The following is a 21,316-nucleotide window of genomic DNA, read 5'->3' on the forward strand; positions in this document are numbered from 1 at the left end:
AGAACCATGGCGGAGGAAGGCAGTCCAACTGCATGGTATGAATGCACCCGGTGCGGCGCCTGCTGCCGCTGGGCGGGTGATGTATGTATTGAAGAGGATGAGGTACGTGAGATTGCCCTCTTTCTGGCGATGGATGAGCAGGAATTCATCAATGAATGCTGCCATCTGCGGGCCAACCGCAAAGGATTGTCCATCAAGGACGCAGCGGACGGAGCCTGCCTGATGCTGACGGAAAACGGCTGCCGGATCAATCCCGTCAAACCGCGCCAGTGCCGCGATTTTCCCAATAAATGGAATTTTCCCGGTTGGCGGGAGTTGTGCCGTGCACGAGAAGTGAAGCAAAAAGTAGAATCGCCATAGAAGGAAAAACGGTCAACAACAGAGTGGCGGCGTCCGGTTCCGGGAGCAGGACCAGCGCATTTCTTACATTGCTGGGAGAGACTGACAACCACAGGTAGTCGCCTCCCGGAACAACCGTTTTATTGCTGCCATACCGGCCTTTCTCGGAAGAAATACCCACGGTTCACGTTTTTCAGAAATTCGGCATTTGTGCGGGATAAGGCCAAATGCGCAATTTATTAAGGTTACGTTACGCAGACGTGAAATGCAGAAAAAGTCGGGGAGAGAAACGGCCTATTCCTGCACAGGAACTTTCCGGATTCCAAATATGTTTTTGTTTTCTTCTCTAAGAGGGCAAAGGGAAGAGAATAAAAATAAACTTGGCAGGAATGAAAGGAGAATTATTTAATACTTCGCATAATATATGTAATGCAAAATTGAATAGCGATGAAAATAGATGCTAATCAGTTTGCTGTAAAATAGATAAGAGGTAATCCTGCATTTCAAGACAGGCACGGTTCTCCTGTTGTGAAGCGTTGTTCCAAGGAAGCCGCATCATCCTCTGGGATGAAAACGGTGATGGATGGAATTCAGCCGTTGCTGTTCCAGATGCGTGTAAATCTGCGTGGTGGCTATGTCCGAATGTCCCAGCATCTCCTGGATGATTCGGAGGTCCGCGCCGTTCTCCAGCAAATGCGTGGCAAATGAATGGCGCAGGATATGAGGGAAAACATGCTGGTCAATCCCGGCGGCCCTGGCGCGCTCCTGAAGGATCTGGCGCACCCGCTCCCTGGTCAATGGCCGTCCCCGCACGGTCAGGAAAATGTGGCTCTTTGTTCCCGTTTTGACCAGTTTGGGCCTTCCGCGGTCCAGATACGCCTTCAGAGCCTCCAAAGCCGACGTGCCAATGGGAACGAGTCGGGTTTTGTCCCCCTTCCCCAGTACCCGGACGAATGCTTCATCTGCGTCAAAACTTTCTAATTTGCAATTAATTATCTCACTTACACGCATCCCGCAGGCATAAATCATCTCCAGCAGGGCCCGGTCTCTGCATCCCAGTGGAATATCCTGAATGTCAATACTTTCAAGAAGTTTTGAGACGGTATGCTGATCCAGCACATGAGGCAGTGTCAGACCCTGCCGCGGCATTTCCATGAATGCGGAGGGATCCTTCTCCAGAATGCCCGTTCCGGCCAGCCAGCGGAAAAAAATGCGCAGATGCACCATTTCCACGCGCATGGAGCTGCGTGCCATGCCGCGGGACTGCAAATGCCGGAGGAATTCTGCCAGACTGCCTGTATCCACCCGGGAAGGATCCGCATCCCCTTCCCCCAGAAACCGGGAAAATTCTTCCAGGGTCTGCCTGACGGAGATCTGGTAGGCCACACTCAAACCTTTTTCCGCAGCCAGAAAGCGGATGAAACGTTCTATGTGCACCTGCATGCCGAATCCTCCTCCCTTGTCCCGTCTTTAAAAGCGTTCCACCAGAAACAGGAACTCCGTCACATTCTGGGGGCGGTTCTTTAAATTCCTGCTTCCCCGGAAGGTGGCGTAAGGCGTTTCCAGCGTGGCAATGTGTCCCAGCTTGGCCAGGAAAGCCGTCATTTCCTCATAACCGATGAAACCTTCCGAACTGTAGGACAACAGAATGAATTTGGCAGGACAGGATTCCAGCAAATGGAATAATGACTCCGTGGCCTGCTGACGGCTGTTGTACGTGGAGCGTTTCCAGTCCTTCGGAATGCCGGAAACGCGGCTGATCTTTTCCGGCCGTTTGTAGGAAGACAGCAAATTCAGCATGAAATAGTTGGAGCCGTACGGATGCTGGTTGTAGGGGGGGTCCAGATACACAACGTCCATCTCCGGCAATTCCTCCGCCAGCTCGTTGGCGTCCCGGCAATGGATGGAATATCGGCAGTCGAACCTTGAGAATACGGGAAATTGCAGGGAAATATCTCCCAGAATGCGGCTCAGGGCGTTTCCTCCCGAACCGCCGAATTTTCCGATGCCCTGCTTGTCCTTGTAAAAGCCCTTGAACACGCCTGCCGTATTGGCATGGATGGAGGCCTCCGCCAGGAGAGGCGCAATGAAATAAGGCCTTACTTCCTCCGGCAGCAGATTGATGGTCTGGCGCGCCGTGTCCAGATAAAGGGCATTCCGGCGCGTGTAAAAAACACGGTCTTCCGCCGTGATGCGTTCCGGATTCCGGGGAGCGTACAGCTCCGTAATGAATCCGGGAGATTCATGGGTTTCCATATACCGCAGCAGCCGCCTGTAATGCCTTTCCAGCTCCAGGCCGTCCACTTCTTCGGAATTGCTCAGATAACAGGTATTGACGAGGCTGCTGTATTCCTCCAGATCATTGACGATCAATTCTTCCGAATGCTTTTTCAGGAAGCGGGCAACAATGCCGCTGCCGGAAAACAAATCGCCGGCCTTGAGATGTTCCTTTCCCAGACGGGCCTTGACATACTTGAGTCCGCGGCCCAGGAAATTCAGCAGGGAACGCTTGTTCCCCAAGTAAGTTACAATCTGTTCAGTCAGATATCTGGGGTCTTCCTCTATCTCGGTCGAAAGAGCGGATAATAGCGCATTAGGGGTCATAAGCAAGCCGCGCCAGCATACGGTACTGCGGCCTTTCCGTCAAGTTGAGCCGATGAATAAGAAATGGAACGGGATTTAAGTATTCATCAGGGATTCCGGCTGTGGCAGATGCGCTTCCCGCACCCTTCCCGGAAAGGTCAATCGTTCCGCGGAAAACAGCCTGCGCCACACGGAATTCTTGTATAGGAACCGGCTTTTTGTTTGCGGTTTTGGAAAGGCGATTCCATGGATGGCATTTCCTGTTCCGAAAGAGATTGCCTTCCTTCCTCTGAAGAAAGGTCTTTTCAAGCCGGAAACACGTGTTATATTCCCAATAATCATGAAAACTTGTTTACTACCCTGCACGTTGGCATGCATGCTCATGGCTGCCCTGCCCGGTTTTTCCGAGCCGGGAGACGACTTTTATGAAGCCAATTTGACGCTCACGCGCGCTGCCCGTCTGGAAAAGGAAGGCGACTTCAAGGGAGCCTTGGAAAGCAGTGAAAAGGCGACCCGGCTTCTGCAAGCCCTGAAACAGTCCTCACCCGACTGGAACCCCTCCTGGATAGCGTCCAAGCTGGAAAATGCCTCCCAAATCCGGGAGCGCGTGGAGCCGTTGGCTCAAAAAGCCCCTCAATCCAGAAAGGAAGACTATTCCCTGAAACCGGGAGAATGGAGGGACGTCACCTTTGAACGGGCCTACAAGGCCCACGAACAGCAAAAACTGGCCGTCAGGCAGATTCCTTCCGCCCGGGTGGCATCTCCTGTTCCCGTGCCTTCTCCGGCGGCGTCCCGGCAGGACTCTTCCTCCGGCAAGCGTGTGGAGGTGCGCATCGTTCAGCCGCCGGCATCCGTCGTTCCCAGACGCACTCCGCAACCCATCAGGGTACCTCCGCCACGATCGGACCACGGCGGACGTTTTCGCATTGGCGGTTGAATGGGAAGAGCCCTGGGAACAAGCTTCTGCGCCCTGTTGAAGGAGGCGGAGGCAAGGGAGCCGTAATCCTTTGCCTTTAAAAATCACCTGATAATTGCAGCTTCTTTAACATGTTGGCTATTTTATCTTCCAATCCATGAGCGAAGGCTTTGGACTTCATGAATAAAGGCTCCCTTGTTGTGGCGTGGAAAAGATCAGCGTCTCCGTTGAAACGCGCATTCCCTTGCGAAAAAAAAGAGCCGTCTCCGTGATGGGGACGGCTCTTGATATAAAGGTGTTTGCCTTAAAGGCTGTTTAGTTTTTGGCGGCTTCTTCAATCGCCACGGCCACGGCCACGGAGGCGCCGACCATGGGGTTGTTGCCCATCCCGATGAGGCCCATCATTTCCACGTGGGCGGGCACGGAGGAAGAACCGGCGAACTGGGCGTCGGAGTGCATGCGGCCCATGGTATCGGTCATGCCGTAGGAGGCAGGGCCGGCGGCCATGTTATCCGGGTGCAGGGTACGGCCCGTACCGCCGCCGGAAGCCACGGAGAAGTACTTCTTGCCCTTCTCGTTGCATTCTTTCTTGTAAGTGCCGGCCACGGGGTGCTGGAAGCGGGTGGGATTGGTGGAGTTGCCGGTGATGGAAACATCCACCCCTTCATGCCACATGACGGCCACGCCTTCGCGCACGTCATCGCAGCCATACACGCGCACGGCGGCCTTCGGTCCCTTGGAGAAGGCTTTTTCCTGCACGATGTTCAGCTTGCCCGTGGCGTAGTCGAACTTGGTCTGAACGTATGTGAACCCGTTGATGCGGGAGATGATGTAGGCGGCGTCCTTGCCGAGGCCGTTCAGGCAGACGCGAAGGTCCTGCTTGCGGACGCGGTTGGCGGACTTGGCGATGCCGATGGCGCCTTCGGCGGCGGCAAAGGATTCGTGCCCGGCCAGGAAACAGAAACATTCCGTTTCGTCGCGCAGGAGCATGGCGGCCAGGTTGCCGTGGCCCAGGCCCACCTTGCGGTCGTCGGCCACGGAGCCGGGAATGCAGAAAGACTGGAGTCCTTCACCGATGGCTTCAGCGGCGTCGGCGGCCTTCGTGCAGCCCTTCTTGATGGCGATGGCAGCGCCCACCACATAGGCCCAGCCGGCGTTTTCAAAGGCGATCGGCTGGATTCCGTTGACGATTTCACGGACGTTGATGCCCTTGGAAAGGCAGAGCTGTTCCGCTTCTTCAATGGAACCGATACCGTACTTGGCCAGGGCTTCGTTAATCTGCTTGATGCGGCGGTCGTAGGATTCGAAAAGAGGCATAATGGTAATAGTGCTTGAAGTTGATATACTCTTTTTAATTCAATCTCATTCGTGACGAGGATCGATGTACTTGGCGGCCTCGTCGAAACGACCGTAATTGCCCGTGCACTTGGCGACGGCTTCGTTGGCGTCCATGCCTTTCTTGATCATTTCCATCATGGGGCCCATGCGGACGAATTCATAACCGATGATTTCACCGTCTTCATCCAGAGCCAGCTTGGTAATGTACCCTTCGGCCATTTCCAGGTAGCGGGGGCCCTTGGCGCGGGTGCCGTACAGGGTGCCGATCTGGGAGCGGAGGCCCTTGCCGAGGTCTTCAAGGCCGGCTCCAATGGGCAGGCCGCCTTCGGAAAAGGCACTCTGGGTGCGGCCGTACACGATCTGCAGGAACAGTTCGCGCATGGCGGTGTTGATGGCGTCGCACACGAGGTCCGTGTTCATCGCTTCCAGCACGGTCTTGCCGGGCAGGATTTCCGCGGCCATGGCGGCGGAATGGGTCATGCCGGAGCAGCCGCTGGTTTCCACAAGGGCTTCTTCAACGATGCCGTTCTTGACATTCAGCGTCAGCTTGCAGGTGCCCTGCTGGGGAGCGCACCAGCCCACGCCGTGGGTCAGGCCGGAAATGTCCGTGATCTCCTTGGATTGAGTCCAGTTGCCTTCCTGGGGGATGGGGGCCGGACCATGGTTGCAGCCTTTCTTGACGCAACACATTTGTTCGATTTCGTGTGTAAACTGCATGGTTTTAGGATGTTAATATGAAGGCGGCCCTGCAGTCATCGGACAGTGCCGCCTTGTAGCGGCACGGATCATATCAGCAAATCCCGGAATGGCAAACACGAATGATTGAAAACCGGGAGAAAACCCTCATAATCAGTCCGCAGTCCCCTTCCCTGCATGAGAACGCGGCATCGTCATCCACTTCTCAACAAACTTGCAATCATCTCTGTCTTAATACTCATGATTGACGGTGCATGGACCATGTGGGGAAAGAAGGGAGAGCCCGGGCGTGTGCAGACCGTCACGACCGCCCTGGACCTGCCCCAGTGGGCGGCGGAATCCGGCCCTCCACTGCGGGTTGCCGTGGCCGGGGACTTCCACCTGCGCCCGCGCGGCGGCAGGCAGGCGCGCATGTACATGGGAAAAATCATGGAGTCCCGGCCGGACATGATCTTTCTGCTGGGAGACTATGCCAACGGGCACACCCGGAAAAGCAGCATGAGCCCGGAAAAGGCGCGGGACTACTTCCGAATGCTCAGGGCTCCGCTGGGCATCTTTGCCGTGCAGGGCAACCATGACCAGTACTACGGATGGGAGTCGTGGAAAAACATGTTCGCGGACCTGGGCATCTGCGCGATGTGGAACGACTCCTTTCTTCTCCATCTGCCGGGTGGCAGAAAGCTCCAGCTTTCCTCCGTGCGGGACGACTACCACATGAGGATCAGGCCGGAGGAACTCCCGTTGCGCCTCTCCCCGTCCATCCCCCACATTCTCCTCTCCCATGTGCCGGACATCTTCCCCCTGCTGAAGCCCGGCACGGCGGACGCCGTCATCAGTGCCCACACCCACGGCGGCCAGATCTGCCTGCCCGGCGGCATTCCCCTGGGCTGCATCTCCCGGGAAAAAGTCAAATTCACCTACCCCTGGTCCCGCTTGAACGGCACCCCCTTCCTGATCACCAGGGGGCTGGGATGCAGCGTACTGCCCCTGCGCCTCTGCTGCCCTCCGGAAATCATCGTGCTGGAAATCCGTTAAACAAATCAACTCCCTCCAACTCTGACCGCCTGTGAAAAACATCCTTCCCTTCTCTTATTCACATTGTATTTACATCTTGTTGACAATAGCCGGTACGGCCGCCTGCCTGGAATCGTGCTCCGCACCCGCTGCCGCGTCGGCTGCCGTGGCCTCCTGGTACGAAGAAACCCTTTACGAAGGCAAGCCCTTCTACGTCACCAAAAACGCCGTAAGTTGGAAAAGCGGCAGAAAAAACGCGGACTTCGGCCATTGGACAGCCGTCAGCGTCTATGACCCTGCCGTGTATATGAAAGCGGAAGGCAGGCAATTCACCATCGGTCCCGGCTACGGATGGGATGGCGTCACGTGGGGAGCCACCCCGCCGGACATGCTCCTCCCTTCCCTGTTCCACGACGCCATGCTCCACGCCAAAATGAACGGCGCCTCCATCGCCAGAAGCCAGATAGACCTGGCCTTCTACGACCTCATGACCGCCCAGCATGCCGGCCGCAAGGGAATCTACTACCGTTTCGTGCGCCTCTTCGGCTGGTGCTTCACCTTCTCCCAGCACCCGCGGACATTGACAATCCACCGGGAGGGCTCCGGAGCTGAATCACTTTTCCGGAAACCATGCCGTTCCGATGGCGGCCATGGCGCCTGATACTCCTTGACTCCAGAGACAGACACTTTCGTCTTTTCCCTTCCTCTGAATGATTCAGCCAGTTGAACATGAAAAAGCTGGCAATCCTGCCTCAAGTAAGGCTTTTCCGGACAGTCTGCGGAGGGAATGAGGATTTAACTTTAAACAGTCGGTTTTGGCTTGTCTTTGTAATTAGTTTAAACTAACTTTTGGTGTCACAACAAACATAAACATCCATGAAAGTCACCATCATCTACGGAACGGAAACAGGAAACTCGGAAAGTCTGGCCCGTGAGGCAAGGGAAAAACTGGCAAAGCTTGGACATGAGGCAAATGTTATTGATATGGAGTATGTAACAGTGGAACAATTAAAAAACGGTGGAGCTTTGTTGATTATCACCAGTACCTGGGGAGACGGGGAGCCTCCTTCCAATGCGGAAACGCTGTACCAGGCATTGAAGAACTCCTCGGAAGACCTGTCCGCAGTCAACTATGCCGTCTTTGCGCTTGGCGACGGATTCTATGAACACTTCTGCCGGGCAGGCAAGGACTTTGATGCCTTTCTGGAACGTTTGAAGGCGCAAAGGCTGATGCCGGTGGTCCTGTCAGATGGGGACCACGATGATACCTTTCCTGAATGGGTGGATGCCGTGGCGGAAACACTCTCCTGAGGGATATTTCTTCTTTTACGGCATGCGGAGGGTCTCATCCCTTTATCAGGCCAATTTCTTAAAGGGGCTCCTCTTTCCGGCGTCACGCGGGGGGGAGCGCTCTTTGTTCTGAAAAGAAAAACCTCAGCAAATAATCGGCTGCTGCCGGGAACAGGGAATCCTGACGCTTATAACTTGCTTTTTCCGAATTAATGAAAAATCACTTCAAAAGTGAAATATGGTCTTATCTCCAGGGCCTTGTCATAACTCTCCAGCGCTTCATCCTTCCTTCCAAGATTGTTCACTACATTCTCTCTTTGGAAATAAGCCCTGGTATTTTCAGGATCAAGAGTATCTCATGCTCCCATTTTTCCAGTTTCTCCTTCAGCTTTTCTTTATTGTCAAAATCAATCTTGAATATACCCGATACTACCTAACGGCAAAATCTTTGAAAAGACGATAATGGAAATGGAAACCATTTAGCGGGAAAAAGAACCGTTTATTCCTCAATCGGTGTGGCCTCGGGAATGTATCCATTCCCTGCGGGCGCAGGCTGGCGGGTATCGGTGACGAAGCCCAGCACCCGGTCCACGTCCAATTGGGACAGGACGGTGCGCACGTCCTGGTCTTCCAGAAAGCGGGTAAGCTTCACATCGTTGTAAAGTCCCTGCATGTCCCCTTTTTCCACCAGCAGGCGGATGGCCGGGTCTTCGCTCAGGCTTTTGAGGCTCAGCACGCGGCTGGTGATTCGGGACCGCGGCATGTAGCAGTCAAGCTGGGTGCGGCGCTGGTCGGAGAGTTCCGGGCTGAGCGTCACCAGGTAGGCGATCATCTTGGCCAGGGAGAGCCGTTCCGGGTCGTGCTCAGGAGAGACCTTTACCAGCCACGCCAGATGGGGATTGTCCGTGATGGCCTTCTTGACGGTGTAGATGGTAGGCAAAGAGATGGCGCGGGTTGGATCCATGTGGTACAGGGCCAGTTCCCGGGCGCGGGTCATTTCCGCCATGGAACCGTAATAAAAGATGCACATGACGCCCACCCAGCACACCACGGCGGCCATCAGCAGCGTGGTGACCGCTCCTTTGGCGCCCCCGAACCCCATCCGGCGCCCCCAGGAGAACACGTCACTGAACCAGAAGAGGCCGTGCATGAAGACAAAGAAGACGGCGAGCGCTCCTCCGATGGATAGGACGGAAACCATCCACTCCCGCGGATCGCTGGTGATGAAGGAAAGGTACGTGAACCCGTATTTGGACAGCCAGAAGTACGCCGCCACGGCGGAGAGCACCGCAGCGCCGAACAGGAGCATCTTGATCATCCCCTTCAGCATGCCGAGTATGATGAAGCCGGCCAGCAGAGCACCCAGAACCAGGTAGAATGTGAGGGAGGAATCCATGAAATATCCGGAAAAAATCGGCCGCGCCTTTACAGTGCCCGCTGGCAGCGCTGGCGCAGGTAATGGTCGCACAGGCAAAGCCACGCCATGGCCTCTACAATGGGGACGGCGCGCGGCAGTACGCAGGCGTCATGGCGTCCCTTGCCCTTGAGCCGCGTGTCCTCCCCGGCCCGGTTCACCGTCTGCTGGTCGAGCATCAGCGTGGCGGTTGGCTTGAAACCGATGCACATCAGAATGTCCTCCCCGTTGGAAATGCCACCCTGGATGCCGCCGGAATGGTTGGTTGTTGTCCGGACGCGGCCGTCCTGCATGCAGAAAGGGTCGTTGTGCTCCAGCCCGGTCATTTCCGCGGCGTCGAATCCGGAGCCCACGGAGAACGCCTTGGTAGCGGGAATGCTCATCATGGCGTGGGCCAGCGTGGCGTCCAGCTTGTCGAAGACGGGGTCCCCCAGTCCGGGAGGGCAGCCGCGCACCGTGCACTTGACCACTCCGCCCAGGGAATTGCCCGCGTCCCGCGCTTCCTTGATGGCGGAGATCATGGCTTCCGCCACGGCGGGATCAGCCGTGCGGACGATGTTGCCCTCCACCACGGCGGCGGTTACGGCCGCCCAGTCCACAGAGGCCTTCACCCGGTGCACCTGGTCCACCCAGGCGATGATTTCCATATCGGGAAACGCCTGCTTCAGCACGGCTTTTGCCACGGCTCCGGCGGCTACGCGGCCGATGGTTTCCCGGGCGGAGGCGCGCCCCCCTCCGGCCCAGGCGCGGATGCCGTATTTGGCATCGTACGTGTAGTCCGCATGGGACGGGCGGTAGGTATGCGCCATCTCGTCGTAGGCGGAGGAACGGTGGTCCTTGTTGCGCACGCTGATGGCGATGGGCGTGCCCAGCGTCATGCCGTCCAGTACGCCGGAAAGGATTTCCGCGCGGTCCTCCTCCTTGCGAGGGGTTACGATGTCGCTCTGGCCCGGCCTGCGCCGATCCAGTTCCCGCTGGATATCCTCCTCTGTCACCGGAACGAGCGACGGACAGCCGTCTATCACCACTCCCACCCCGGCTCCATGGGATTCTCCCCACGTGGATATTCGGAACACCTGGCCAAAATTGCTGGACATGGCGGCATTCTAGACGCCGCCGCCCGTCCGGTCAAGCCGCAGGCCGCCGCCGCGGGACATAAAAAACACCCCGGCCAGCATTGGCCGGAGTGCTGAAAGAAGAAAGCTCCCTGTTACGGGCAGCAGCCGTCTTAGCCCTTCATATTGGAAGAGGCCTTGAAAGCGACCGTCTTGGAAGCGGGGATGGCGATGGCCTTGCCGGTCTTCGGGTTGCGGCCAGTGCGGGCTTCGCGGGTCTTGGTAGCAAACGTACCGAAACCGATGATCTGCACCTTGCCGGCGGACTGCACGCCTTCCTTGATGGATTCCAGCACAGCAGCCAGAGCTTCCTCAGCGTGCTTCTTGGTCGTGTCGGCACCCAGCTTCTTTTGAATCAATTCGATCAGTTGAGCCTTGTTCATAGGACTTCGGTGAATAGCACATGGATATCTGGCAGTAAAGAAAAAATGCGAAATGCGGACAAATCGGCCCTTTAATCACCGTCATCAGGCAGTCTTTCCACGGCGGCGCCGATGGCCAGCAGCTTTTCGTCAATCATCTCATAGCCGCGGTCAATGTGGTACAGGCGGTGGATCTCCGTGGTGCCCTCCGCCTTCAGTGCCGCCAGTACCAGCGCGGCGGATGCCCGGAGGTCGGACGCCATCACGGGCGCTCCGCTCAGGGAATCCACGCCGGAAATAACTGCCGTGCCGTTGTCCACCTTGATGTTGGCGCCCATGCGCTTCAATTCGGAACAGTGCATGAAGCGCTGTGGGAAAATGGTGTCCTTCACGACGGAAATTCCGGGTGTCGTGGCGAACAGAGCCGTCATCTGGGCCTGCATGTCCGTGGGGTAGCCGGGATAGGGCGCCGTTTTGATTTCCCCGCTTTTCGGCATCTTTCCGGCAATGATGGTGACGGTGTCCCCGCGTTCGTTGAACTCCACATGGTGGCCGCATCTGCGGAGCAGGTCGGTAATGACGGACATGTGTTCCTCGCACACGCGCCTCAGCGTCACGCCATCCCCCATCATGGCGGCCGCCACCATGAAAGTTCCGGCCTCGATCCGGTCCGGAATGACGGTATGATTGCAGCCCCGGAGCTTTTCCACCCCTTCAATGACGATCCGGCGTGTTCCGGCCCCCTGGATATTGGCGCCCATCTTGATCAGGAAATTGGCCAGGTCAACCACTTCCGGTTCCGCCGCGGCGGATTCAATGACGGTGGTGCCTTTCGCCAGCACGGCGGCCATCATCAGGTTGTCCGTTCCCAGGACGGTGGGGCCGTGGTCTCCGTTCAAATCCACGGTGGCTCCTTTCAGGCCGCGGGGCGCTTCAATAATCAGGTTTCCGCGTTCTATCTGGACGGTCGCACCCAGGGCCTGAATGGCCCGGATGTGAAGGTCTACGGGACGATCGCCGATCACGCAGCCGCCCGGCAAAGGAATCACGCACCGCTGCATGCGGGCCATCAGCGGCCCCAGAAGACAGATGGAAGCGCGCATTTTGCGCACCTGCTCATAGGCGGCTTCCGAATGCAGGTTCTTGGCCTCCACGCGCACGTTGCCGCTGGACCGCTCCACAGAGGCACCCAGCTGGCCCATGATCTGCACCATGAAATTGGTATCGGAAACATCCGGCACGCGGCGCACTACCACGGGTTCATCCGTCAGCAGGGATGCGGCCAGAATGGGCAGGGAAGCGTTTTTGGAACCGCTGATATTGACGGCTCCCCTGAGCGTAAATCCTCCGTGTACAACAAGCTTCTCCATAGTGGTGGCAATTAGGTGACGGATTCTACACATTTGCGAAGTCCTTGCAATCCCAAACAGGCCGCGGAACCGGACAAATTCCCCGGATGTTTTTGTTCCGGGAAAAACCGCGCCGGAATGGACAAAGAAAAAGACATCAGGGCCGATCAGGTCCTGTAAGCCAGATTTTGTCCGCCGGCGGATGCCGGCTGTGTGGCCATTTTTCTCACGCGGAATGCTGGCATTCCGCGCGCCCATTCGTTTTACGGAACAGATGCGACTAATACCCGGGGATCCGGCGGGCAGGCTACCCTTCCCCTGTTTGTCTTGCATCGCGCGGGGTTTACCATGCCTCCTTGGTCGCCCTCGGAGCGGTGAGCTCTTACCTCCCCTTTTCACCCTTGCCTGAACGGGGGAAACCCCGTCCCGGCGGTTTGTTTTCTGTGGCACTTTCCGTCCGGGAACCCTTGGGAGGTTCCCGTCTCCCGCTTTCACGGGACACGCTGCCTTGTGATGTCCGGACTTTCCTCTATCCCGGTCCGAAAACCGGAACAGCGACCACCCGGACCTGATCGGCACGGACTACATACGCTTTCGGGAAAGTCCGGTAAAGCCCAAAGAAAAAAACGGAGCATTTTTTTGACGCCGGCCTTTCCGGACCTGGCACTTTCCTCCGCTCCATCCCCGTTTTCCAAAAAATCCATCCGGAGGAAGCCTTCGTAAGATCGTTTCCTCCTTTCATCGTAAAGGCCGGAATTCCCGTATTCCCGCATATCCGGAGAGTGTGCGGACTTCTCCTCCGTCCCTCCTGAAAAACTTGGAGGCGAAGCGTTCTTCATCGGCGCCTTTCAGACTCCTCTTCCTTCCCCACTTGCGGCGGAATGTGAGACAAAGGAAAAAGCGGCCACAGGATATTTCCCGTGACCGCTCCAACTTACTACCTATGAAAACCAGCTTCGTCCGTTGCTCCTGAAAAGCTCTCTCCTTCCTCTCAGGCGGACTTTGCCGATAACCCCGGCAATATACTTCCCTGCCGCAGAAAATCAATCCTCATTCTGGTCCGTAACGCCTTTCCGTCCGGAGAACCGCAGTACAGTCGGCCTTACTGCATGGTTTCTGCCGAAGGGACGGCTTTTCTTCCCCTCCGCCCATTCCGCTCCGGGCTCCCGGCCCTTCTAATTGGCTTGATTCGATGCCCGATACAGGGTAGTTCTTCCGGGACAGAAAAGCTCATGAACCTTCACTCCCGTTCCATTTCTTCCCTGCAAGGGGTACTGACCGTACCCGGAGACAAGAGCATCTCCCACCGCGCCGCCATTCTGGGCGGCCTGGCGGACGGAGTGACGGAAGTAGACAACTTCCTGTGCAGTGAGGACTGCCTGAACACCCTGCGCGCCATGGAACAACTGGGAGCGCGGGTGGAGGTGCTGGAAAGCCGGGAAGGCTGCGGCCCCGTGCGCTTCCGCATCACGGGCGTGGCCATGCGGCCCCATTCTCCCTCCCGTCCCATTGATTGCGGGAATTCCGGCACGGGCATGAGACTGCTGGCCGGCATGCTGGCTGCCTGCCCATTTGATTCCGAGATGTTCGGGGACGCCTCCCTGAGTTCCCGCCCCATGGGCCGCATCATGAGCCCTCTGGAACAGATGGGAGCAAAAATTGAGGCCCGCGGAAGCAAACCCGGGTGCGCCCCGTTGTTCATCCATGCGGGACACGTCCGCCCCATCTCCTACACTCTTCCCATGGCGAGCGCCCAAGTGAAAAGCGCCATCCTGCTGGCCGGCATGTTTGCCGAGGGCATCACCACCGTCATCCAGCCTGCCGTCACGCGCGACCACACGGAACGCCTGTTCCGCCATTTCGGAGTTCCCTGCTCCGTGGACGGCCTGGTTGTCAGCACGGAAGGCCCCGCCCTTCCCCGCGCCCATGATCTGACGGTTCCGGCAGACATCTCTTCCGCCGCCTTCTGGATGGTTGCCGCCGCCACCCGCCCCGGCTCCCGTCTGACGCTGCGCCAGGTAGGGCTCAACGAGAGCCGCTGCGCCGTCATCAGCGCCCTGCGGCGCATGGGCGCGCAAATGGACATTGTGAAAACCTCTCCGGAAGATGCCGGGGAACCCTACGGAGACATCACCATCTACGGCGCCGACTCCCTCCATGGCACCGCTCTTTTGCCGGAGGAAATCCCCAACCTGATCGATGAAATCCCCATTCTCGCCGTAGCGGGAGCCTTGTCGGACGGCGACCTTGTCGTCCGCAACGCCCGTGAACTGCGGGTGAAGGAGACGGACCGGATCGCCACCACGGCAGCCAACCTCCGGGCCATGGGCGCGACTGTTGAAGAATTTGACGACGGAATGATCGTCCGCGGCGGCGCGGACCTGAAAGGTGCGGAACTGCCCAGCTACGGAGACCACCGGATCGCCATGAGCTTCCTGGTGGCGGGATTCAGCGCCTGCGGGGAAACCGTCCTGACGGATGCCGGATGCATTAATACGTCCTACCCCGGATTTGATCGGGATTTAAGCCAATTCCTCCAATAACCGGCGGAAAACGTTTATGGGGGCTTCACTTAACCATTTGCCGCCTCTGACCATCCATTTCACCATGAGAGGATAGCCGGATTAAGAAACTCCGGCCTTCCTTCCTCCTTTCCCATTCCGCTCTCCAACGCCCTTTCCCTGGAAAGTGAGCTTGTAAATCTGTTGTTAAAAACTTTCCTTATTCCTTCATGAAAAGGAGGATATTTCCCTCCTTCACCAGGTTTCAAGTCGAGTTCTCTCTTGCCAGATCACTTTTCATCCGCCATAATAAAAAAAGCATATGAACACTTTTGTCTCTCTTTGTCTCATTGGCGGCCTCGGCATCGGGTCCCTCTGCTCTGCCCAGCAGGTCATGGATAACGATGCCAAGAAGAAGGTTATCAAGGATTTGGATAACCTTTTGGCGCTGAACAGATCCGCAGAAACCAAAGTGATCAATGCGGCTATCAGCAGGCTTTCCGCCGCAGGCCGGGACCCCAATGCCGCCTACGATTTGCTGATCCAGTCCAAGAAGCTTCTGATGGAAGCGGAAAAGGAAAAGGACCGCCAGCAGGGCAAAAGCGCCAAAAACGCATCTAATGCCCTGAAAGACTGGATGGACCGTGAAGCCAAGAAATACCAGGACAAAAACTCCCGCAAGGGGTTGATGCTTCAATACCAGTGGGGCGTTCTCGTACTCAAGGCCCGCCTGAAGGAGAACATGATGAAAGCCACTTCCACAGGCAGTGTGGAAGAAGAAATTCTGGACGTTACGGAATTCCAGAAGCCGGCCATGGATCTGTTGAATGCCTACATTTCCGCCTGTTCAGATCCCGACTTCGTGGACCCTTCCTCTTCATCCAAGAATAACAATGGCGGAGGTGCGGGCCGGGCCGGCGCGCGCATTGCGGAGCAATCCGTGCTGGGCACGGAAGTGGGCGAAGCTCTCGGCATCGCCAGCATGTCGTCCCGGGCATTTCCGGACTCCATGAAAAACCGGGATGAAATTTTTGAAAAACTCTTCTTCGTCGGCTACCGGAAGACGCGGAATCTGGCTGCATTAAGGGCGGCGTGGAGTAAACGGATCGCTATGGAAACGCTTCTCGGCAAGGTGAGCCATGCCATTTCCTCCGGTAAAAAGTCCGGGATGCAGGGCCGCATCGCCTCCGCCTCGGAAGAAGAATTCGACGAACGGGATTTATCCCTGCTTGACCGCCTGCGCTGGCGCTGCGAGCTGGACTGCTTTGAACTCGGGGACCAGGCGAACGCCACCCGGAACATGATGGCGCTGATCAAGAACACGGTGGACCCCGTCCGCCGGGAACAGGGCATCAGGACTCTCCGGGACAAGCTCATCCAGAGTATGCGGAAAATGATTCCAGGCGCAGACGGTGAAATGGCCGCATCGGACCCTTCTTCCGCCGCGCCGCGCTCTGCCGCACCCCGTCCTCCCGCCAGGCGGACTCCTTCCACTACGATAACGACGAGTCGGGAAATGGACGATCCGGGCGCCATCGGCACGGACGTTCCCAGACCGCCCAAACCGGACCCCGCCAAGAGCGACGATTTTTTTGAAGACGTCTGAACCGTCTTCATTCTGGAAATGCTGTCCTGCGGAGGCGCCGGCGTACACGGAATGCGCAGAGCATTCTTGACGTTCGGCGCCTCCGTTTTACTATGAGAGCCATGTATCAGCCATTTCAATTTTTCATGCCCGCCCAGATCTTCTTTGGCGCGGGATGTCTGGACCAGCTTGGCACGGCTCCCCTCCCCGGCTCCAAGGCTCTGATCGTCATCGGCGGAACGTCCGTCAGGCTTCTCGGCTATTTGGACCGCGTACAATCCCTGCTGAAGCAGCAGGGCGTGGAAAGCGTCGTCTTCGACAAAGTGCAGCCCAATCCGGTGGTGGAACATGTAATGGAGGCCGCCGCCCTGGCGAAGGAAACGGGGTGCGACTTCGTAGTCGGCCTTGGCGGCGGCAGCAGCATGGACTCCGCCAAAAGCATTGCCGTGATGGCCTCCAATCCGGGAACGTATTGGGACTACATTCAGGGGGGCTCCGGCCTGGGACTTGAAATACCCAACCAGCCCTTGCCCATTGTCTGCATCACCACCACGGCGGGCACGGGAACGGAAGCGGACCCCTGGACGGTCATCACCAAGGAGGACACGCAGGAGAAAATCGGCTTCGGCTACCGGGGAACCTTCCCCACCATGTCCATTGTGGACCCGGAACTCATGCTCTCCGTTCCTCCCAAATTGACCGCCTACCAGGGGTTTGACGCCCTGTTCCACGCCGTGGAAGGATACATGGCAAAGGTGGCCTCCCCCATGAGCGACATGTTCGCCCTCCAGGCCATCGAATACATTGCCAAATACCTTCCCCGCGCCGTGGACAACGGGCAGGACCTGGAAGCGCGTGCCTATGTCGCGCTGGCCAATACCTATTCCGGCTTTGTGGAAACCATCTCCTGCTGCACCTCTGAACATTCCATCGAGCACGCCCTGAGCGCCTACCATCCTTCCCTGCCCCACGGAGCGGGCCTGATCATGATCTCCTGGGCCTACCATGAAGCCTACGCCCCCAGCTGTCCGGAACGGTACGCCAGAGTGGCCGCGGCCATGGGCATGGAACCCTCCGTGGACGGTTTCCTGAACGGCCTCAACAAGCTTAAGGAAGCCTGCGGCGTGGACAAGCTGAAAATGTCCGACTTCGGCATCACTCCGGATTTGTTTGAGGAATACGCCGGAACAGCCTTTTCCACCATGGGGGGCCTGTTTGAGCTGGACCGCTGCAAATTCACCACGGCGGACGTCGTGAGCATCCTGGAAAAGTCCTATTCATAAGCACGGAATTTTCGCCGCCGTTCCTTGTGATTGACTTGCTTCAGGATAATATGCAAGTATCCGGGCCGTCCGCTTCCCTGGCGGGCGGCTTTTTATTTTTTCACTCCTTTTTTTCTCCATGTCCCTTCCCCTCCTCATTACCGGAACCATCGGCATTGACACCATCATTACTCCCCGCGGCCGGGCGGAAGGGGTGTTGGGCGGCTCCGTCTCCTTCGTCGCCGTAGCGGCTCTGCTCTTTGCGGACCGGGTGGATGCCGTCAGCATCATCGGGGAGGATTTTCCCGTTCATTACGAGGAGGCCCTGGCCGCCAAAGGGCTGTGCATGGACGGGGTGGAGCGCAAAAAGGGACCTTCCTTTGCCTGGACCGGGGAGTACTTCGACAACATGAACAAGCGCAAGACGGTCTGCGCCAACGATTCCGTGATGCTGGACTGGCAGGTGAACGTTCCAGACGCCCTGCGCGGCCACCCCGTGCTGGTGTGCTGCTGTATGGTTCCCGCCCAGCAACTCAAGTGCATGGAACAGTGCCCGGACGCCTCCCTCGTGCTTTCCGACTCCATGGACAAATGGCTGCGGCGCCAGCCGGAACTGCTGGACGCCGTCATCTCCCGCTCCCATATCACCATGATGAACGAGGACGAGGCCAAGGAATACGCGGGAGCCTCCACCGTTCTGGAAGCCGGGGAATTCCTGCTTTCCAGGGGGGCCCCCTACGCCGTCGTGAAGCAGGGCGAATACGGCGCCACCCTCATCGGCCTCGGGGAGGACGGCCGGACCAGGATTTTCCGCTGCCCGGCCTATCCCCTGAAAACGCTTGTGGACCCCACCGGAGCCGGGGACACGTTCCTGGGCGCGCTGGCGGGCTATCTGTCCACCCTGCCGGAGGGCCTGCCCTCCTTCGAGGACGTGAAGCGCGGCATTGTGTACGGCACGGTGGCCGCCTCCTTCACGTGCGAATCCTTTTCCGCGGACGCCCTGCTTTCCATGACTCCGGAAACGTTCCGCAAACGCCTGGCGGAATACACGGAAATGTGCAGTATCCCTGCCGCGTGCAATTCATGGATTTAATGTTTCCGGCCATGAAAAACCCCGGCGCGGGCAGGCGCGCCGGGGTTGTTGAAATGAAATCAATTCGCAGGAAAAGACCGGTTACATGTCCTGAAGGCCGAATTTGAGCTCGGCTTCGGAAACCACTTGGCCGTTGACCAGGCAGCGACCGATGGCCTGCCCGATATTGCCGCGCATCTTGACAAGTTCCGCTTCAATGATCAGGCAATCTCCGGGAACGACGGGATGGCGGAACTTCACCTTGTCCGCACTCATGAAGTAGCCGATCTTGCTGGCGTTTCCAGGCTGGCGCAACATGACGATGGAGGCCACCTGCGCCATGGCTTCCACCTGGAGCACGCCCGGCATGACCGGATGGCCCGGGAAGTGGCCCTGGAAGAAGAGCTCGTTCATGGTGAGGTTTTTCAGGCCGCGGCACTTGGTTTCCCCCTCAAAGCCCACAATGCGGTCCACCATCAGGAAAGGATAGCGGTGGGGCAGTAGGCTCATCACTTCATTGATGTCCAGCACGGCGTCCCCGTACGGCACGTTGACGGGGTTGGGCATAAGCTGAAGATTGCGCTTGTGCTCCTTCTTGAGTTTGGCGGTGAGTTCCGTATTCGGGCCGTGCCCCGGCTTGATGGCGATCACGTGGCCTAGGATGGGCTTGCCGCACAGGGACAGGTCCCCGATGAGGTCCATGGCCTTGTGCCGGGCGAATTCGTTGATGAAGCGCATGGGCTCCTTGCTCATGAGCTCCTCCCCGCGGATGACCACGGCGTTTTCCAGGCTGCCGCCCTTGATCAGCCCTTTTTCCAGCAGCGGCTTGATGTCCTCGTAAAACGTGAAGGTGCGTGCGGGGGCCAGTTCCTTTTCATAAGTCTCCGGCGTAATGACGGCGTCAAAATACTGCGTAATGCGGTTTTCCGGCCCCACGCAGGTGACGGAAACGCGGAACTGCTTGGAAGGCAGAATGGTCAGGATGGAGCCGCCCCGGGTTTCAATGGTCACGGCCTCCCGCACTTCCAGATAGCGGCGCGGGGCGTCCAGTTCCACAATGCCTGCGCTTTTGATCAATTCCACGTAGGGAGCGGAGGAGCCGTCGCCGATGGGGGGTTCGTTGGCATCCATCTCAATGACGGCATTATCAATGCCCATGCCCGTCAGGGCGGAAAGGATATGTTCCACGGTGTGCACCTTTACGGAACCTTCCGCCAGGCTGGTGGCCCGTTCGACGGTCTGCACTTTTTCCACGTCCGCATTGATGAAGGGCTGGTCAGGCAAATCCACGCGGCGGAACTTGATGCCGAAGTCGGCGGCGGCCGGCTTCAGGGTCAGGGTGACGGGTTGTCCCGTATGCAGAGAAGTTCCGGCCAGGGAGGCCGGAGAGCCGACAGTTCTTTGGTTTCCACATGCCATGCGGAAATGCTAGTGAATGAGACCCTGTTTGAAAAGCACGAAATCACCGATTTTCCTGTAAATTCAAGCTTTCCAGCGTGTCATCGGAAAAAGGGCGGAAAAAGGGCGCTTGAAAAAGCCCCTCTCTCCCATTAGTCATGACTCATGCACATCACGGACGGTTCCGGCACTTGCGGCATATCCCGCGCATTCATCCTCGGCGCCGGGCTGGGCACTCGCCTGCGGCCCCTGACCGGCATGCTGCCCAAGCCGCTGATTCCCTTCTTTCATGAACCGCTCGTCCTGCACGCGATGCGCCGCTGCCACGAATGCGGCATCCGTGAATTCATCATCAACACCCACCATCTGGCGGACGCGTGGGACAGGGTTTTTCCGGAACGCTCCTGGAACGGCTGTCCCGTGCATTTCAGTCATGAGGCCGTGCTGCTGGATTCCGGCGGCGGCGTCAAGAAAATAGAACCCTGGGCCGCTGCGGACGAACCGCTTCTGGTGATGAACGGGGACACCGCCGCCACCTTCGACCTGCGCCGCGTGATAGCCGCCCACATGGAACGCCGCCCTGCCGTTACCCTGGCGCTCCGGACGGACGGAGACAAGCGGAACGTGGGGTTTGACGCCTCTTCCGGCCTGGTGACGGATATGAGGCACGCGCTGGGGCGGGATCCGGGAACCTGCCAGTTCACCGGAGCGTACTGCATGGAGCCGGAAGTGTTCGGACGCATCCCCGCGGACGAGGCCGTTTCCATCATTCCCGTTTTCCTGGACTACATCCGGGAAGGCCGCCTGCACGGCATTCTGGCGGACGATGGCCTGTGGATGGACATGGGAACGCCGGAATCCTACCTTCAGGCCCATTTGGACTTTTCCTCCCCCCTTCCGCGCATTCATCCGGAAGCGGTAATCTCCCACGGGTCTTCCGTGGACTCCGCCTGCGTGATCGGCCCCGGTGCCATTGTGGAGGAAGACTGCCGGCTGAATGGCTGCATCGTCTGGCCCGGGGCGCTGGTACCTGCGGGAACCCGCGCGGAACGCCGCATTTTTTATCTTTCCCACTGATTGAT

At 57.9% G+C, this 21,316-nt stretch carries 19 protein-coding genes and 1 other RNA gene; 10 read left to right on the forward strand and 10 right to left on the reverse strand.

Annotated elements, in window-relative coordinates:
* Positions 1 to 6 precede the first annotated feature (6 nt).
* Positions 7 to 360 (forward strand): YkgJ family cysteine cluster protein, encoded by a 354-nt coding sequence (locus V3C19_RS06430; protein WP_295932733.1) that lies wholly within the window; start codon positions 7 to 9, stop codon positions 358 to 360.
* Positions 361 to 894: 534 nt separating this feature from the next.
* Here the strand turns inward: V3C19_RS06430 and V3C19_RS06435 are convergent.
* Positions 895 to 1,782 (reverse strand): tyrosine recombinase, encoded by an 888-nt coding sequence (locus V3C19_RS06435; protein WP_295932730.1) that lies wholly within the window; start codon positions 1,780 to 1,782, stop codon positions 895 to 897.
* Between the two features lie 27 nt (positions 1,783 to 1,809).
* The gene (locus tag V3C19_RS06440) at positions 1,810 to 2,859 is read right to left on the reverse strand and encodes a DNA adenine methylase (RefSeq protein ID WP_295875778.1); all 1,050 of its coding nucleotides are present in this window, start codon (positions 2,857 to 2,859) and stop codon (positions 1,810 to 1,812) included.
* 445 nt (positions 2,860 to 3,304) lie between these two features.
* On the opposite strand from V3C19_RS06440, the gene V3C19_RS06445 reads away from it, so the two are divergent.
* Complete coding sequence (locus V3C19_RS06445; protein WP_295875771.1) at positions 3,305 to 3,859, forward strand: hypothetical protein; 555 nt, start codon at positions 3,305 to 3,307, stop codon at positions 3,857 to 3,859.
* Between the two features lie 294 nt (positions 3,860 to 4,153).
* Here V3C19_RS06445 and V3C19_RS06450 read toward each other — a convergent pair whose 3' ends face one another.
* Both V3C19_RS06450 and V3C19_RS06455 read right to left on the reverse strand, forming a co-directional pair.
* Positions 4,154 to 5,155 carry a GGGtGRT protein gene (locus V3C19_RS06450; RefSeq protein ID WP_067573408.1) on the reverse strand — a complete coding sequence of 334 codons (1,002 nt, stop codon included), beginning with the start codon at positions 5,153 to 5,155 and terminating at the stop codon, positions 4,154 to 4,156.
* Between the two features lie 45 nt (positions 5,156 to 5,200).
* Complete coding sequence (locus V3C19_RS06455; RefSeq protein ID WP_067573406.1) at positions 5,201 to 5,893, reverse strand: hypothetical protein; 693 nt, start codon at positions 5,891 to 5,893, stop codon at positions 5,201 to 5,203.
* A 219-nt stretch (positions 5,894 to 6,112) separates the two neighbouring features.
* Here V3C19_RS06455 and V3C19_RS06460 point away from each other — a divergent pair, with 219 nt between their 5' ends.
* The 3 genes from V3C19_RS06460 to V3C19_RS06470 all read left to right on the forward strand — a co-directional run bounded on the left by V3C19_RS06460 (position 6,113) and on the right by V3C19_RS06470 (position 8,197).
* A complete protein-coding gene (locus V3C19_RS06460) occupies positions 6,113 to 6,907 on the forward strand; it encodes a metallophosphoesterase (protein WP_161981268.1) in 795 nt (264 codons plus the stop codon).
* 76 nt (positions 6,908 to 6,983) lie between these two features.
* The gene (locus V3C19_RS06465) at positions 6,984 to 7,547 is read left to right on the forward strand and encodes a hypothetical protein (protein ID WP_295932724.1); all 564 of its coding nucleotides are present in this window, start codon (positions 6,984 to 6,986) and stop codon (positions 7,545 to 7,547) included.
* A 215-nt stretch (positions 7,548 to 7,762) separates the two neighbouring features.
* Positions 7,763 to 8,197 carry a flavodoxin domain-containing protein gene (locus V3C19_RS06470; RefSeq protein WP_295875765.1) on the forward strand — a complete coding sequence of 145 codons (435 nt, stop codon included), beginning with the start codon at positions 7,763 to 7,765 and terminating at the stop codon, positions 8,195 to 8,197.
* Between the two features lie 478 nt (positions 8,198 to 8,675).
* Here the strand turns inward: V3C19_RS06470 and V3C19_RS06475 are convergent, their stop codons facing one another.
* From V3C19_RS06475 to rnpB, 5 genes are all read right to left on the reverse strand, one after another.
* A complete protein-coding gene (locus V3C19_RS06475; RefSeq protein ID WP_295932722.1) occupies positions 8,676 to 9,572 on the reverse strand; it encodes a hypothetical protein in 897 nt (298 codons plus the stop codon).
* Between the two features lie 29 nt (positions 9,573 to 9,601).
* Complete coding sequence (gene aroC, locus V3C19_RS06480) at positions 9,602 to 10,687, reverse strand: chorismate synthase (RefSeq protein WP_295875758.1); 1,086 nt, start codon at positions 10,685 to 10,687, stop codon at positions 9,602 to 9,604.
* 131 nt (positions 10,688 to 10,818) lie between these two features.
* Positions 10,819 to 11,088: an HU family DNA-binding protein gene (locus V3C19_RS06485; protein ID WP_067570335.1), complete on the reverse strand. Its 270-nt coding sequence runs from the start codon at positions 11,086 to 11,088 to the stop codon at positions 10,819 to 10,821.
* Positions 11,089 to 11,159: 71 nt separating this feature from the next.
* Positions 11,160 to 12,437 carry a UDP-N-acetylglucosamine 1-carboxyvinyltransferase gene (murA, locus tag V3C19_RS06490; protein ID WP_130082767.1) on the reverse strand — a complete coding sequence of 426 codons (1,278 nt, stop codon included), beginning with the start codon at positions 12,435 to 12,437 and terminating at the stop codon, positions 11,160 to 11,162.
* A gap of 140 nt (positions 12,438 to 12,577) precedes the next feature.
* Positions 12,578 to 12,990: RNase P RNA component class A (gene rnpB / locus V3C19_RS06495), an RNA gene on the reverse strand.
* A gap of 658 nt (positions 12,991 to 13,648) precedes the next feature.
* On the opposite strand from rnpB, the gene aroA reads away from it, so the two are divergent.
* From aroA to V3C19_RS06515, 4 genes are all read left to right on the forward strand, one after another.
* Complete coding sequence (gene aroA / locus V3C19_RS06500; protein WP_130082766.1) at positions 13,649 to 14,959, forward strand: 3-phosphoshikimate 1-carboxyvinyltransferase; 1,311 nt, start codon at positions 13,649 to 13,651, stop codon at positions 14,957 to 14,959.
* Between the two features lie 280 nt (positions 14,960 to 15,239).
* Positions 15,240 to 16,523 (forward strand): hypothetical protein, encoded by a 1,284-nt coding sequence (locus V3C19_RS06505; RefSeq protein ID WP_130082765.1) that lies wholly within the window; start codon positions 15,240 to 15,242, stop codon positions 16,521 to 16,523.
* Between the two features lie 101 nt (positions 16,524 to 16,624).
* Positions 16,625 to 17,785, forward strand: coding sequence for an iron-containing alcohol dehydrogenase (locus V3C19_RS06510; protein ID WP_295932720.1), 1,161 nt, complete (start codon positions 16,625 to 16,627; stop codon positions 17,783 to 17,785).
* Positions 17,786 to 17,903: 118 nt separating this feature from the next.
* Complete coding sequence (locus V3C19_RS06515; protein WP_295932715.1) at positions 17,904 to 18,857, forward strand: PfkB family carbohydrate kinase; 954 nt, start codon at positions 17,904 to 17,906, stop codon at positions 18,855 to 18,857.
* Between the two features lie 81 nt (positions 18,858 to 18,938).
* On the opposite strand, the gene V3C19_RS06520 is transcribed toward V3C19_RS06515, so the two are convergent.
* Positions 18,939 to 20,255 carry a bifunctional UDP-3-O-[3-hydroxymyristoyl] N-acetylglucosamine deacetylase/3-hydroxyacyl-ACP dehydratase gene (locus V3C19_RS06520; protein WP_067570345.1) on the reverse strand — a complete coding sequence of 439 codons (1,317 nt, stop codon included), beginning with the start codon at positions 20,253 to 20,255 and terminating at the stop codon, positions 18,939 to 18,941.
* A gap of 144 nt (positions 20,256 to 20,399) precedes the next feature.
* Between V3C19_RS06520 and V3C19_RS06525 the strand changes: the two genes are divergently transcribed.
* A complete protein-coding gene (locus V3C19_RS06525; protein ID WP_295932703.1) occupies positions 20,400 to 21,311 on the forward strand; it encodes a sugar phosphate nucleotidyltransferase in 912 nt (303 codons plus the stop codon).
* The last annotated feature ends 5 nt before the right edge of the window (positions 21,312 to 21,316 follow it).

This window comes from Akkermansia sp. AE01SA01, from assembly GCF_036417395.1.
Lineage (GTDB): Bacteria > Verrucomicrobiota > Verrucomicrobiia > Verrucomicrobiales > Akkermansiaceae > Akkermansia.

What these genes read in the sequence shown, in the direction of transcription:
- V3C19_RS06430 (WP_295932733.1), top strand. Translation starts at nt 7, where the DNA reads ATGGCGGAGGAAGGCAGTCCAACTGCATGGTATGAATGCACCCGGTGC.
- V3C19_RS06435 (WP_295932730.1), bottom strand. Translation starts at nt 1,782, where the DNA reads ATGCAGGTGCACATAGAACGTTTCATCCGCTTTCTGGCTGCGGAAAAA.
- V3C19_RS06445 (WP_295875771.1), top strand. Translation starts at nt 3,305, where the DNA reads ATGGCTGCCCTGCCCGGTTTTTCCGAGCCGGGAGACGACTTTTATGAA.
- V3C19_RS06450 (WP_067573408.1), bottom strand. Translation starts at nt 5,155, where the DNA reads ATGCCTCTTTTCGAATCCTACGACCGCCGCATCAAGCAGATTAACGAA.
- V3C19_RS06455 (WP_067573406.1), bottom strand. Translation starts at nt 5,893, where the DNA reads ATGCAGTTTACACACGAAATCGAACAAATGTGTTGCGTCAAGAAAGGC.
- V3C19_RS06460 (WP_161981268.1), top strand. Translation starts at nt 6,113, where the DNA reads ATGATTGACGGTGCATGGACCATGTGGGGAAAGAAGGGAGAGCCCGGG.
- V3C19_RS06470 (WP_295875765.1), top strand. Translation starts at nt 7,763, where the DNA reads ATGAAAGTCACCATCATCTACGGAACGGAAACAGGAAACTCGGAAAGT.
- V3C19_RS06475 (WP_295932722.1), bottom strand. Translation starts at nt 9,572, where the DNA reads ATGGATTCCTCCCTCACATTCTACCTGGTTCTGGGTGCTCTGCTGGCC.
- aroC (WP_295875758.1), bottom strand. Translation starts at nt 10,687, where the DNA reads ATGTCCAGCAATTTTGGCCAGGTGTTCCGAATATCCACGTGGGGAGAA.
- V3C19_RS06485 (WP_067570335.1), bottom strand. Translation starts at nt 11,088, where the DNA reads ATGAACAAGGCTCAACTGATCGAATTGATTCAAAAGAAGCTGGGTGCC.
- murA (WP_130082767.1), bottom strand. Translation starts at nt 12,437, where the DNA reads ATGGAGAAGCTTGTTGTACACGGAGGATTTACGCTCAGGGGAGCCGTC.
- aroA (WP_130082766.1), top strand. Translation starts at nt 13,649, where the DNA reads ATGAACCTTCACTCCCGTTCCATTTCTTCCCTGCAAGGGGTACTGACC.
- V3C19_RS06505 (WP_130082765.1), top strand. Translation starts at nt 15,240, where the DNA reads ATGAACACTTTTGTCTCTCTTTGTCTCATTGGCGGCCTCGGCATCGGG.
- V3C19_RS06510 (WP_295932720.1), top strand. Translation starts at nt 16,625, where the DNA reads ATGTATCAGCCATTTCAATTTTTCATGCCCGCCCAGATCTTCTTTGGC.
- V3C19_RS06515 (WP_295932715.1), top strand. Translation starts at nt 17,904, where the DNA reads ATGTCCCTTCCCCTCCTCATTACCGGAACCATCGGCATTGACACCATC.
- V3C19_RS06520 (WP_067570345.1), bottom strand. Translation starts at nt 20,255, where the DNA reads ATGGCATGTGGAAACCAAAGAACTGTCGGCTCTCCGGCCTCCCTGGCC.
- V3C19_RS06525 (WP_295932703.1), top strand. Translation starts at nt 20,400, where the DNA reads ATGCACATCACGGACGGTTCCGGCACTTGCGGCATATCCCGCGCATTC.